The following is a 12,674-nucleotide window of genomic DNA, read 5'->3' as shown; positions in this document are numbered from 1 at the left end:
GACAAGCATCCGTTTAAGGATTCGGCACACCGGCAAAAAGAGTTATGTCGTTTTGTTAACTTTTATAATACCGTCAAGCCCCACAAGATCCTGAAAGGCGACACCCCTTTTGAGGTTTTACAGGCTTCATTCCCAACCTGTTGTGTAAACAACCCGACCTTTTCCTACACCTGAAACCTTTGCAAAACTACCTTGAGGCCGTCTGAAATGTTTAAATCCCGTCATTTAAAGGGCGGTTTCTGCCGTTCGGATTCAAGCGCTTTTTTCTTTTGTTTCTTCTTCGCCGCCCTGCCGCAATTCTTCATACACCGCCTGCTGCGCCAACACCGATCCTTCGGGCGCCTGGGTGGTTTCGCCGTGTTCCCACGGGGCGTTGGCGGGGATTTCTTCGATGTGGATGGTTTTCAGCGAATAGTCGGGCTGGTAATACAAATCGTATTTGGCGGCCTTAATCACCGAGAGCATCAGCATACTCATAATAATCAGCAAGGGTGCGCCGGCGAAGATAGAGGCCGTCTGAAGGGTATTGAGGCCGCCGATAAACATCAGCGCGGCGGGCAATATGCACAGGGTGAACGCCCAAAACAGCCGGTTCCAGCGGTGCGGCTCGCCGTCCACTTCGTGCTGCACCACCGAGGCGAGGATATAAGAAATGCTGTCGAAGGTGGTGGCGGTAAAGAGCACGGCCAGCACGACGAACACGCCGATTGCGATTTTGGCCATCGGCAGGGTGTTCAACACGGCGAAGATGGCGGCGGTGGCGCCTTTATCGTTCAACACCGACACCACATCGAGTGCGCCGGTTAATTGCAGATACATGCCGTAGTTGCCTAAAATAATGAAAAACACCGCGCAGCCGAGCGAGCCGTAAAACATCGAGCCTACGGTCATCTGGCGGATGGTGCGGCCTTTGGAGATTTTGGCGATGAAGAGGCCGATGGTGGGGGCGAACACCAGCCACCATGCCCAGTAGAAAATCGTCCAGTCTTTGGGGAAACCGGTGTTTTTGAAGCCTTGTTTTTCAAAGCCGGCAAACGATTCCGTCCACGTCATCATGGTGGCCATTTGGGTGAGCGAACGGCCGAGGCTTTCCAGCCCAACGTTTAAAATAAACACGGTAGGCCCGGCAACCAGCACGAACACCAAAAAGGCGATGGCCAAATAGAAGTTGATATTCGAGAGCTTTTGAATGCCGCCGCGCAAGCCTTGATAGGCGCTATAAGCGAAGATGGAAGTGGTAACCAGCAGCACCGCCAGCTGCATCAGCAGGCCGTTGGGAATGCCGAACAGCTCATACAGCCCTTCGCCTATCATCGGCGAGGCCAAGCCCAGCGAAGTGGCGCCGCCGCCTATCATGCCGAACACGAAAAACACGTCTATCATTTTGCCCCAGTTGCTTTTGGTAAAGCGTTCGCCCAAGAGCGGCATCAGGCTTTGGCTCACTTTGAGCACGGGCGAATTGCGCACATGGGCGAAATAGGCGATGGCCACCGAAGGCACCAGATAAATCGCCCAAGCCACCGGCCCCCAGTGGAACAGGCCGTAGGTGCTGGCCCAGCGCACGGCGTCGGGCGAGCCGGGTTCCAGCCCGAACGGCGGCCCCTGCCAGTAATACACCCATTCGACGATGCCCCAATACATCACGCCCGAGCCGATACCGCCGCAAAACATCATGGCGGCCCAAGAGCCGGTTTTGAATTCCACGTCGTCTTCGGGCTTGCCCAGTTTGATGCTGCCGATGTCGGAAAACGAAATGTAAACCACGAAAATAAACGCCAGCACGCCGAAAGCCAGATAGCCCACGCCGAGTTTGCCGGTAACGAAAGATTTGGTAAGCGCCACCCAGTCGGCGCCCTGCTGCGGAAACACCACCAGCGGCACGGTAATGGCAAACAGAATCACCAGCACGCCGAAAAACGTGAATTTGTCGATACGCGTGTCGGGCGTGTCGGTGGTGCCGTGCGGTTGGAAGTTTTTGTCGGCGTCAAACATGCCCAAATGCCGGTAAGACATTCTCTGACGGGCAGGTTTGTAGCGGAATTTGATGCGCCCGGAATCGGGCTGGTTTTGATGTTGAACAGACAATGTTGGCTCCTTAGTTTGGTTATTTCGTGAGTGCAATGTCGGTTTTCGCTGAGGGCTTCCTGAAGCGGCGTATCGTTATTTTTATGCGGAAGCCGGAAAGATTACGGGTGTTTTTTATAATGAAATGAACGATTTGTAAACAAAAATAAATACACTGCCATGATATTGCAAGCATATCTTTTTGAATTTAAACAAAAATAAACAAATCGGCGTGTAAGGCCCGCTTTGGGTCGGCAGGCCGTCTGAAAACAGCCGCCGCCGCAGGCCGCCGGAAAAACCCTGTAAAACATAAGGGCTTTCCCGCTTGCAGCACCGCCCGATAATTACTAGTATCAACAGCTCACCGGAGCGTGCCCGCACGTTTCCAAGCCCACTGTCCCCGTATTCCAATCTCAAGGAGAACACAATGGCCTACACCCTGCCCGAACTCGGCTATGCCTACGATGCGCTGGAGCCGCATTTCGATGAAATGACCATGAACATCCACCACACCAAACACCATCAGGCTTATGTGAACAACGCCAACGCCGCGTTGGAATCGCTGCCCGAATTCGCCGCACTCAGCCCCGAAGAGCTGATTTCGCGCCTGAACGAGCTGCCCGCCGACAAGCAAACCGTGTTGCGCAACAACGCCGGCGGCCACGTCAACCACACTTTCTTCTGGAAAAACCTGAAAAAAGGCACCGAATTGAAAGGTGCGCTGAAAGAAGCCATCGAGCGCGATTTCGGTTCGGTTGACGCGTTCAAAGCCGAATTCGAAAAAGCCGCAGCCAGCCGTTTCGGTTCGGGCTGGGCGTGGCTGGTGTTGGACGGCGGCCGCCTGAAAGTGGTTTCCACCCCCAACCAAGACACCCCGCTGATGGGCGAAGCCATTGCCGGCTGCAAAGGCTACCCGATTATCGGTTTGGACGTGTGGGAACACGCTTATTACCTGAAATTCCAAAACCGCCGCCCCGACTACATCAAAGAATTCTGGAACGTGGTGAACTGGGACGAAGCCGCCAAACGCTTCGAATCCCAATAACCGGTTGTATCGATGAGAAAGGCCGTCTGAAAATAATATTTCAGACGGCCTTTATTTAAACGGCATAAAACCGGTTGGGATCTTTGCAAAACTACCTTAAAGGCCGAGACCTTTGCAAAATTCAAATTGCTATCTAAAAAATCTGAACTCCGTCATTCCCGCGTAGGCGGGAATCCAGAAGCTTGGCATCCAAGTATTTGTTTAATCAATGCTTCAATATTTCCATCTGGATTCCCGCCTACGCGGGAATGACGGGATTTAAGCATTTCAGACGGCCTTGCGGTATTTTTGCAAAGGTTTCCGGTGGTTACTGCTTTTGCGCCCATTCGGCGGGCGTGGCGGCGGCGGCAATCGAGAGCGCGTGCAGCTCGTTGCTGGCGAGTTTTTCAGCCAGGCCGTCTTTAATCAGGCGGTGGCGGGCGAGGCGCGGTTTGCCTTCAAAGGCAAACGAAACGATGCGGGCGAAGAAATGGTGGCCGTCGCCTTCCACTTCCACATATTCGCACGGCACCACGGCTTCGATCATGGCTTTGACTTGTTCGGGGCTGAGCATGGTGGTTCCTTTTGAAATCGCGGGCGGCGGGGCCGCCTGCAAAAAGAAAGCATTATAGCCGATAAGTTTGCCGCTTCATTATTTTTCAGACGGCCTGAGATGTGGGAAAAGGTCGGGTTGATTATACTTTTTATGCCAAACGACTTTTATTTTTTGCTGGAATGATGGTTTCGTGATTTTTGAGCATTCTCAAGAACGATGCGGCTTCGCCGCGCCTTTCGGCATTCTTGACAACCCTCAAAAATCCCAAAATGGGCCTGCATGCAAAAAACGGAAAGTGTAAACAACGCTAGAATTTCCTACACCTGAGAACTTTACGAAATTCTTTTCGATACCTTAAAACACTAACGTCATACTCGGGCTTGACCCGAGTATCTCTTTTTCCTCTAAAACAAACAGATGCCCGGGGCAAGCCCGAGTATGACGAAATGAGGCCTTTGCAAGTCATTTAGGCCGTCTGAAATATTCAACCACCGTCATCAGCTTCGCAATTCCGCTGCGCTACCCCCGCGCAGCGGAATTGCGAAGCTGATGACGAGACACAAACCTTTTCAGGGTTGAATTGGTTTTTTTTGCAAAGGTTCCAGCCTGATCTTTCCCTATTTCAACCGCTGTTTCAGCAGCAGATACATCAGCGCCACGTTAATCGAATCGTTCAGCGCGTTGTGGCGGGGCAGGTCGGGCAGCTTGAGTTTTTTAAACATACTGTCCATACGCAGGTCCACATAGCTGTCGTGGGCGTTTTGTTTGCTCTGCCAGCGGTGGAACAGCGACGACACGTCGGTTTGCTTGTTGGGCAGCTTGATGCCGAGCATGGGTTTCATGAATTTGTTGATCATCGCCACATCGTATTCCAGATAGTAGCCCACCAGTTCGCGCCCGCCGATAAATTCGAGCAGTTGCTTAACGGCTTCTTCCACGGGAATGCCGTCTGAAAGATCGGTGGGGCGCAGGCCGTGTACGGTGATGTTGGCGGCCTTCATCGGGTTTTCGGGTTTCACCAGCACATAAAACGATTCGCTCGCCAGCACGCGGTTGCCGCGTATTTTCACCGCGCCGATTGATAAAATTTCGGCTTCTTTCACATCGAGGCTGGTGGTTTCGCAGTCGAAACTCACCCATTCGCCGGGTTGTTCTTCAAACAGAAAACCATAATGCGGGTCGGTGAGTTTTTTGCGTTCGCGGTTGCGTAAAAAACGTTCAAACATGGCTCGCCTCCCGCTTACGAAGTGATGTGGAAATGGTGGCGGATCACGTTTTTAAAGCGTTTCACCACTTGCAGGGCGTCTTTGAGCAGGTCGCGTTCCAGCGTGGAAAGGTTGGCGAAATCCACCTGGTTCGGCGTGCCCGAGCCGCTTTCGAGAATATGCAGGTTGGCGCTGAAGCGCAAATCCATAATATAGCTCAGGGCTTCGGCCACATCCTGCCCGAGCGCTTCGTCGATAATGTTGAGCTGCACCAGATGGCGGATGCGCTCGAAGGTGTTGGTTTCTTCGATGCGCGCCTCCAAACTTAAGGCGCGGATGCCGTGCACCACGGGGAATTGCCCCATTTTTTTGATATCCATTTTTTCGCTGCCGCCGCGGTTAAGCAGCTGCGAGAAAAAGCCCTTGCTCTGGCTTTCAAACTGATCCACGGCGCGGGCGAACGCCATCAGCATACCGGCATCGTTAATCATGCGTTTTTGCAGATGCTCTTTCACTTCGGCCAGCATGGCAACATCACCCGCCACCGCTTTGGCGTCGATAAAAATCGCCAGATTCATCATCGCCTCGCCGTCGGGTGCGTGGCACCAGCCGCTCACCATTTTTTTGAATTCGGGCAGGGTTTTGCGCCACGCGGGGTTGTTTACCATAATCTTGCCGGGGCAGGGCGGATAGCCCAAGCGTGCCAGCGTGGCCGAAAACTGTTCCGCCACTTCGGCAGCTTCTTCGGGGTTGACGCTTTCGCGCAGAATCAGCGCGTTGTCTTGGTCGGTTTTCAGAATCTGCTCGCCGCGCCCTTCCGAACCCATCACAATCAGGCAGGAGTTGTCGTATAAATCGGCGGGCGCGAGAATGCGCCAGGCTTTTTCAAACAGGCTGCTGTTGAGCACCTGCATCAGCTGTGCCAGTTGCGGCGCACGCACGCCGTTGTTGCGCAGCAGGCGGATGGAATCGGTCATCTGGCCGGCGATGTCCACCAATTCGTCTATGGTTTTGGCGCGCTCCAAACGCTGGGCGACCAAATGGCTGTGGTTCGAAAAATAGGCCAAAACGTCTATCTGCTCGAGCGTGCCGATGGGTTGGCTGTTTTCCGTAACCACCACGCGCTGGATTTTAAACGTGGTCATGCGCAACAATGCGTTAAACACGAAATCGTCGATGTCGATGGAAATCAGGTTAAACGCCGCCCAGTTGTGTATGGCATCGCTTGAAGGTGCGCCCGCAATCACAATGTCGCGGAACGCCGATTCGGTAAACACACCGATTCTGCCTTCGTGCCGCACCAGCGCCGATTTGGTTTTACGCTCTTTCAACACTTCCGCCGCACGGAAAATCGAATCGCCGCCTTCGAGCCAGGTGGGGTTGTCTCGGTAGGCATCGCGCACTTTGGCGGTAAACAGGCTTTCAAACTCGCTCTCGTTTTTGCTGTTGGAAAGGCTGGCAAACTTATCGGCCACGCTGGCATAACAATACGCGCCGAAACGCGGGTTGCTTTCGATAATCTTCAGCACCACGTCTTTGGGAATGGTGTAAACCAGCGCTTCTTCCTCCACCACAAACTGATGGTGGCTCACCCCCTCAATCAGCCCGCGCGCCTCAAACGTGTCGCGCGGGTGGTAGAGCGACACCACGTCGCCGTCGGCACCGATTTCCTTCACCAGCCCTTTCATCACCACATAAAGAAACTCAATCGGCTCTTCGGGGCGGATAATGCTTTCGCCGTTGTGGAAAAAGGCGATATCCACCGCTTTTTGCAGCATCACCCGCTCGGGGTTGCTCAAATAGTTGAAAGGGGCGTAGTTGAAATCGAAACGTTCCATGGCGGTTTCTTCCTTTGCGGGTTTTGTGTTGTTGTTCAAACGATTATGCCATGTTTTGCAAAAATTGGGGCAGGGCGGTTTGCGGGGCTGCGGTTTGCAAGGTTTCAGACGGCCTGTTTACTTTTTGCCATGTTGCACGGTGTAATTTGATTCATCTCAATAAAGGCCGCCTGAAAATCTATAAAATACCATATCTAGTAGTTTTATATTTTTTTAATACTATATATGGTGTTTTAAATGGATGGGCAAACGCTTAGATTCACCGCCGAGCAAATCGTGTGGCAGGAGGTGCCGGGCGAGGTGTCGCTGGCGTTTTTGTGTTCGGGCTGCCCGTTGCGCTGCGAAGGCTGCCACAGTGCAGATGCTTGGCGTGCGGCCGCCGGTTCGGAGCTGACCGAAGATTATTTGAAAGGCCGTCTGAAACGCTATCGCGGGCTGATTACCTGCGTGCTGTTTATGGGCGGCGAATGGCTGCCCGATGCGCTGCGCCGTATGCTGGAAGTGGTGCAGGAGGCAGGTTTGAAAAGTTGTTTGTACACGGGCTTGGAGCGTGAAGAGCTTTCAGACGGCCTGCTACCGTATCTCACTTTTTTGAAAACCGGCCGCTGGCAGCCGGAATTGGGTGGGTTGGACAGCCCGTCCACCAACCAACGTTTTATCCGTATTCATTCGGGTGAAAATCTAACCTACTTATTCAGAGGAGCAAACACATGATAAGGCTCACCCCGGGGCAGCTAAACGACAAGCTGGCGTTTATGAACGACTATATTTCGGCGCAAAATGCGGCCGACGGCTCGAAAATGGACGCCAATGCCAACGTTACCCAAAAAAACATCGCCACGATGGAAGCCGAGCTGATGAAGGATTTCTTCGTGCAGGTCAACCGTGCGCAGGTTTCCCGCAAAATCGAAGAAATCTTCGGCAAGGCCGATGCCGATGAATATATCCGCCAAATCGAGGCGCACGAGATTTATGTGCACGACGAAACCAGCCTCAAGCCTTATTGTGTGTCGGTTACGCTGTATCCGTTTTTGTTGGAGGGCTTGGGCAGGCTCGGCGGCGAATCGAAAGCACCCAAGCATTTGGCATCATTTTGCGGTTCGTTTATCAATCTGGTGTTTGCCATCAGCGCGCAATTCGCCGGCGCGGTGGCCACGGTGGAATTTTTAACTTATTTCGACTATTTCGCCCGCAAAGACTACGGCAGCGATTATCTGCAAACCCATGCGGCAGAAATCGCTAACCATATGCAGCAGGTGGTGTACAGCATCAACCAGCCCGCCGCCGCGCGCGGTTATCAGAGTGTGTTTTGGAATATTTCGGTGTATGACCGCCATTATTTCGAAGCCATGTTCGCCGATTTTGTGTTCCCCGATTTCAGCAAACCCGATTGGGAAAGCGTGGCCGCTTTGCAATTGTTTTTCCTGAAATGGTTTAATCAGGAACGCAGCAAAGCCGTGCTGACCTTCCCCGTGGTAACCGCCGCCATGCTCACCGACAACGGCAAGTGCAAAGACACCGAATTCGCCGGCCAAATGGCGCAGGAGCTGGCCGAAGGCAATTCGTTTTTCGTTTACCTTTCCGACAACCCCGATTCGCTCGCCTCATGCTGCCGCCTGCGCAACCAAATCGAAGACCATACCTTTTCCTATACCCTCGGCGCGGGCGGCGTGGCCACCGGTTCGATTAACGTGATTACCCTCAATATGAACCGCTTGGAGCAAGACGGGCGCGATTTGGCGGAAGAGGTGGGCAAAATCCACCGCTACCAATACGCCTACCGCAAGCTGATGGAAGAATATCAGGCTGCCGGTATGCTGCCCGTGTACGACGCAGGTTTTATCACGCTCGACAAACAGTTTCTCACCATCGGCATCAACGGTATGGCCGAAGCCGCCGAATCGCGCGGGATTGGCGTGGGTTACAACGAAGACTACGTTAACTTCGTAAAAGGCCGTCTGAAAACCATTTATCAGGCCAACCAAGCCGCATCCAAACATTACGGCGTGAAGTTCAACACCGAATTCGTGCCCGCCGAAAACCTCGGCGTGAAAAACGCCAAATGGGACAAGGCCGACGGCTATAAGGTTTCGCGCGACTGCTACAACTCTTATTTTTATATCGTGGAAGACGAAAGCACCAACGCGCTCGACAAATTTTTGCTGCACGGCCGCGAGCTTACCGAATGGCTCGACGGCGGTTCCGCCCTGCACCTGAATCTGGACGAAGCCCTGCCGCAGGCCGGCTACCGCTCGCTGCTCGACATCGCCGCCCAAACCGGCTGCAACTATTTCTGCGTCAACGTGCGCATTACTATCTGCAACGATTGCGGCTATATAGATAAACGCACCCTGCACCAGTGCAGCGCCTGCGGTTCGCACCATATCGACCACGGCACCCGCGTTATCGGCTACCTCAAGCGCGTGTCCGCCTTCAGCAGCGGCCGCCGCAAAGAACACGCGCTCAGGCACTATCACCGCCGCGCCGCCGCGTAAGTAAGGTTTCAGAAATAAATGCAGAAGGCCGTCTGAAACGTTTTCAGACGGCCTCAAACTGTGGGCAAAACCACGCCAAATACCGCACGCAAAACACTTTTTTCAGCCCGCGGCTTGACTAAGTGTTTGCACCGAAACTATAATTCCGCTCTTGTCGGCATGGTGCCGGCAAGTATTTCACTCAACAGGACGAGAAAATATGCCAACTATCAACCAATTGGTACGCAAAGGCCGTCAAAAGCCCGTGTACGTAAACAAAGTGCCCGCACTGGAAGCGTGCCCGCAAAAACGCGGCGTATGCACCCGTGTGTACACCACCACCCCGAAAAAACCGAACTCTGCATTGCGTAAAGTATGTAAAGTCCGCCTCACCAACGGTTTCGAAGTGATTTCATACATCGGCGGCGAAGGCCACAACCTGCAAGAGCACAGCGTGGTGCTGATTCGCGGCGGTCGTGTAAAAGACTTGCCGGGTGTACGTTACCACACCGTTCGCGGTTCTCTGGATACCGCAGGCGTTAAAGACCGCAAACAAGCCCGTTCCAAATACGGTGCCAAACGCCCCAAGTAATCCGATAACACCATGGCACGTCGGTTTTGCCGCCTGAAAAAAGGCGCGGCCGAGTAAGTGAATGCTTCAGATAGGCATTCATGGGATTGCCCCAACTGAATAGATATTTAAGGAATTAAAATGCCAAGACGTAGAGAAGTCCCCAAGCGCGACGTATTGCCCGATCCGAAATTCGGCAGCGTCGAGTTGACCAAATTCATGAACGTATTGATGATTGACGGTAAAAAATCCGTTGCCGAGCGCATCGTTTACGGCGCCCTCGCGCAAATCGAGAAAAAAACCGGCAAAGCAGCAATCGAAGTGTTCAACGAAGCCATTGCCAACGCCAAACCCGTTGTAGAAGTGAAAAGCCGCCGTGTAGGCGGTGCCAACTACCAAGTTCCTGTTGAGGTTCGCCCTTCACGCCGCTTGGCTCTGGCAATGCGCTGGGTACGCGACGCCGCCCGCAAACGCGGTGAAAAATCCATGGACCTGCGCCTGGCCGGCGAATTGATCGACGCAGCCGAAGGCCGCGGCGGTGCCATGAAAAAACGTGAAGAAGTACACCGCATGGCCGAAGCCAACAAAGCCTTCTCACACTTCCGTTTCTAATTTTGAAAGGCGCATAAAATGGCTCGCAAAACCCCGATTAACCTTTATCGCAATATCGGTATTTCCGCACACATCGATGCGGGTAAAACCACCACTACCGAGCGTATCCTGTTCTATACCGGCTTAACCCACAAACTGGGCGAAGTGCATGACGGTGCAGCCACCACTGACTACATGGAGCAAGAGCAAGAGCGCGGTATTACCATTACTTCCGCTGCTGTAACTTCCTACTGGAAAGGTATGGGCGGCCAGTTTCCCGAACACCGCTTCAACATCATCGACACCCCGGGACACGTTGACTTTACCGTAGAGGTAGAGCGCTCCATGCGCGTACTCGACGGTGCGGTGATGGTTTACTGCGCGGTAGGCGGCGTACAGCCCCAGTCGGAAACCGTATGGCGCCAAGCCAATAAATACAAAGTGCCGCGTTTGGCCTTTGTAAACAAAATGGACCGCCAAGGCGCCAACTTCTTCCGCGTGGTCGAGCAAATGCGCACCCGCCTGCGCGCTAACCCCGTTCCCATCGTTATCCCCGTGGGTGCAGAAGAAGGTTTCGAGGGTGTGGTTGACCTGCTGAAAATGAAAGCCATCATTTGGAACGAAGCCGACAAAGGCACCACGTTCGAATACGGCGACATTCCTGCAGATTTGGTTGCTACCGCCGAAGAATGGCGTCAAAACATGATTGAAGCCGCAGCCGAAGCCAGCGAAGAGCTGATGGACAAATACTTGGGCGGCGAAGAGCTGACCGAAGCCGAAATCGTGGCCGCATTGCGCGATCGCACTCTGGCCGGCGAAATCCAGCCGATGTTGTGTGGCTCTGCCTTCAAAAACAAAGGCGTACAGCGCATGCTCGACGCCGTGGTAGAGTTCCTGCCTGCGCCGACCGACATTCCCCCGGTGCAAGGCATCAACCCGAACAACGAAGAACCCGACAGCCGCCAAGCAAGCGACGATGCCAAATTCTCGGCATTGGCGTTCAAAATGCTGAACGATAAATACGTCGGCCAACTGACTTTCATCCGCGTGTATTCAGGCGTGGTGAAATCGGGCGACACCGTTATCAACTCGGTTAAAGGCACCCGCGAGCGTATCGGCCGTTTGGTACAGATGACTGCTGCCGACCGTACCGAAATCGAAGAAGTACGCGCAGGCGACATCGCCGCCGCCATCGGTTTGAAAGACGTAACCACCGGCGAAACCCTGTGTGCCGAAGATGCACCGATTATCTTGGAACGCATGGAATTCCCCGAGCCGGTGATTCACGTTGCCGTCGAGCCGAAAACCAAAGCCGACCAAGAGAAAATGGGTATCGCGCTGAACCGCTTGGCTAAAGAAGACCCGTCTTTCCGCGTGCGCACCGACGAAGAATCCGGCCAAACCATTATTTCCGGTATGGGCGAATTGCACTTGGAAATCATCGTCGACCGCATGAAACGCGAATTCGGCGTGGAAGCCAACGTAGGCGCACCGCAAGTGGCTTACCGCGAAACCATCCGTAAAGAAGTGGAATCCGAAGCCAAACACGTTAAACAATCCGGCGGTAAAGGCCAATACGGTCACGTTGTGATTAAAATGGAACCGCTGGAACCCGGCGGCGCAGGCTACGAATTTATCGACGAGATCAAAGGCGGCGTGATTCCGCGTGAATTCATCCCCTCTGTCGATAAAGGTATCCGCGACACCCTGCCCAACGGTATCGTTGCCGGCTACCCCGTGGTTGACGTGCGTATCCGCCTGATTTTCGGTTCTTACCACGATGTGGACTCTTCTCAAATCGCCTTTGAATTGGCCGCTTCCATGGCCTTCAAAGAAGGTATGAAAAAAGCCTCTCCGGTGTTGCTGGAGCCGATTATGGCCGTTGAAGTGGAAACCCCCGAAGACTACATGGGCGACGTGATGGGCGACCTGAACCGCCGCCGCGGTATCGTTTTGGGTATGGATGACGACGGCATCGGCGGCAAGAAAGTCCGCGCCGAAGTGCCGCTGGCAGAAATGTTCGGTTACTCGACCGATCTGCGTTCCGCCACCCAAGGCCGTGCCACCTACTCGATGGAGTTCAAGAAATACGCAGAAGCTCCCGCGCACGTTGCCGCACAAGTTACAGAAGCCCGCAAAGGCTAAACTGTTGAAACAGGCCGTCTGAAACTTCAGACGGCCGCATCCCTGTTCTTTAATCGTTCTTTATATAAAGGAATTAGCTCATGGCTAAAGAGAAATTCGAGCGGAGCAAACCGCACGTAAACGTTGGCACCATCGGTCACGTTGACCATGGTAAAACCACTTTGACTGCCGCACTGACCACCATTCTGGCCGAAAAATTCGGCGGT

11 protein-coding genes and 1 pseudogene are annotated in these 12,674 nt (G+C 53.7%); 8 read left to right on the top strand and 4 right to left on the bottom strand.

Annotation, left to right across the window (positions count from 1 at the left end):
• Positions 1 to 174, top strand: a pseudogene (locus tag NQ012_RS13110) (IS481 family transposase); the annotation flags it as partial.
• A gap of 78 nt (positions 175 to 252) precedes the next feature.
• Here NQ012_RS13110 and NQ012_RS12245 read toward each other — a convergent pair.
• Positions 253 to 2,085, bottom strand: coding sequence for a BCCT family transporter (locus NQ012_RS12245; RefSeq protein WP_257067868.1), 1,833 nt, complete (start codon positions 2,083 to 2,085; stop codon positions 253 to 255).
• Positions 2,086 to 2,491: 406 nt separating this feature from the next.
• Between NQ012_RS12245 and sodA the strand changes: the two genes are divergently transcribed.
• Positions 2,492 to 3,109: a superoxide dismutase [Mn] gene (gene sodA / locus NQ012_RS12240; RefSeq protein WP_257067867.1), complete on the top strand. Its 618-nt coding sequence runs from the start codon at positions 2,492 to 2,494 to the stop codon at positions 3,107 to 3,109.
• A gap of 307 nt (positions 3,110 to 3,416) precedes the next feature.
• Here the strand turns inward: sodA and NQ012_RS12235 are convergent, their stop codons facing one another.
• The 3 genes from NQ012_RS12235 to NQ012_RS12225 form a co-directional block, all read right to left on the bottom strand.
• The gene (locus NQ012_RS12235) at positions 3,417 to 3,662 is read right to left on the bottom strand and encodes a BolA family protein (RefSeq protein WP_257067866.1); all 246 of its coding nucleotides are present in this window, start codon (positions 3,660 to 3,662) and stop codon (positions 3,417 to 3,419) included.
• 599 nt (positions 3,663 to 4,261) lie between these two features.
• Positions 4,262 to 4,870 (bottom strand): 3'-5' exonuclease, encoded by a 609-nt coding sequence (locus tag NQ012_RS12230; protein WP_257067865.1) that lies wholly within the window; start codon positions 4,868 to 4,870, stop codon positions 4,262 to 4,264.
• Positions 4,871 to 4,884: 14 nt separating this feature from the next.
• Positions 4,885 to 6,687, bottom strand: coding sequence for a DUF294 nucleotidyltransferase-like domain-containing protein (locus NQ012_RS12225; protein ID WP_257067864.1), 1,803 nt, complete (start codon positions 6,685 to 6,687; stop codon positions 4,885 to 4,887).
• 237 nt (positions 6,688 to 6,924) lie between these two features.
• On the opposite strand from NQ012_RS12225, the gene nrdG reads away from it, so the two are divergent.
• The 6 genes from nrdG to NQ012_RS12195 all read left to right on the top strand — a co-directional run.
• On the top strand, positions 6,925 to 7,401 hold the full coding sequence (nrdG, locus tag NQ012_RS12220; protein WP_257067863.1) for an anaerobic ribonucleoside-triphosphate reductase activating protein: 477 nt from the start codon (positions 6,925 to 6,927) through the stop codon (positions 7,399 to 7,401).
• Entirely contained in the window at positions 7,398 to 9,182 is a 1,785-nt protein-coding gene (gene nrdD / locus NQ012_RS12215) for an anaerobic ribonucleoside-triphosphate reductase (protein ID WP_257067862.1), read from the top strand. Before nrdG ends, nrdD begins: the two co-directional genes overlap by 4 nt.
• A 199-nt stretch (positions 9,183 to 9,381) precedes the next feature.
• Positions 9,382 to 9,753, top strand: coding sequence for a 30S ribosomal protein S12 (rpsL, locus tag NQ012_RS12210; RefSeq protein WP_002218431.1), 372 nt, complete (start codon positions 9,382 to 9,384; stop codon positions 9,751 to 9,753).
• A gap of 120 nt (positions 9,754 to 9,873) precedes the next feature.
• A complete protein-coding gene (gene rpsG, locus NQ012_RS12205; protein ID WP_257067861.1) occupies positions 9,874 to 10,344 on the top strand; it encodes a 30S ribosomal protein S7 in 471 nt (156 codons plus the stop codon).
• Positions 10,345 to 10,362: 18 nt separating this feature from the next.
• Entirely contained in the window at positions 10,363 to 12,468 is a 2,106-nt protein-coding gene (gene fusA, locus NQ012_RS12200; protein WP_257067860.1) for an elongation factor G, read from the top strand.
• A gap of 80 nt (positions 12,469 to 12,548) precedes the next feature.
• A partial coding sequence (locus tag NQ012_RS12195; protein ID WP_234395924.1) for a GTP-binding protein occupies positions 12,549 to 12,674 on the top strand: 126 nt, incomplete at its 3' end.

This window comes from Neisseria dentiae (genome assembly GCF_024580525.1).
Classification (GTDB): domain Bacteria; phylum Pseudomonadota; class Gammaproteobacteria; order Burkholderiales; family Neisseriaceae; genus Neisseria; species Neisseria dentiae_A.
The sequence above is the reverse complement of the archived record's forward strand: the minus strand, read 5'-3'. Positions and strand labels throughout refer to the sequence as shown.

Bases quoted from the DNA above. Each gene is read 5' to 3' on its own strand.
- sodA (WP_257067867.1), top strand. From the start codon at position 2,492: ATGGCCTACACCCTGCCCGAACTCGGCTATGCCTACGATGCGCTGGAG.
- NQ012_RS12235 (WP_257067866.1), bottom strand. From the start codon at position 3,662: ATGCTCAGCCCCGAACAAGTCAAAGCCATGATCGAAGCCGTGGTGCCG.
- NQ012_RS12230 (WP_257067865.1), bottom strand. From the start codon at position 4,870: ATGTTTGAACGTTTTTTACGCAACCGCGAACGCAAAAAACTCACCGAC.
- NQ012_RS12225 (WP_257067864.1), bottom strand. From the start codon at position 6,687: ATGGAACGTTTCGATTTCAACTACGCCCCTTTCAACTATTTGAGCAAC.
- nrdG (WP_257067863.1), top strand. From the start codon at position 6,925: ATGGATGGGCAAACGCTTAGATTCACCGCCGAGCAAATCGTGTGGCAG.
- nrdD (WP_257067862.1), top strand. From the start codon at position 7,398: ATGATAAGGCTCACCCCGGGGCAGCTAAACGACAAGCTGGCGTTTATG.
- rpsL (WP_002218431.1), top strand. From the start codon at position 9,382: ATGCCAACTATCAACCAATTGGTACGCAAAGGCCGTCAAAAGCCCGTG.
- rpsG (WP_257067861.1), top strand. From the start codon at position 9,874: ATGCCAAGACGTAGAGAAGTCCCCAAGCGCGACGTATTGCCCGATCCG.
- fusA (WP_257067860.1), top strand. From the start codon at position 10,363: ATGGCTCGCAAAACCCCGATTAACCTTTATCGCAATATCGGTATTTCC.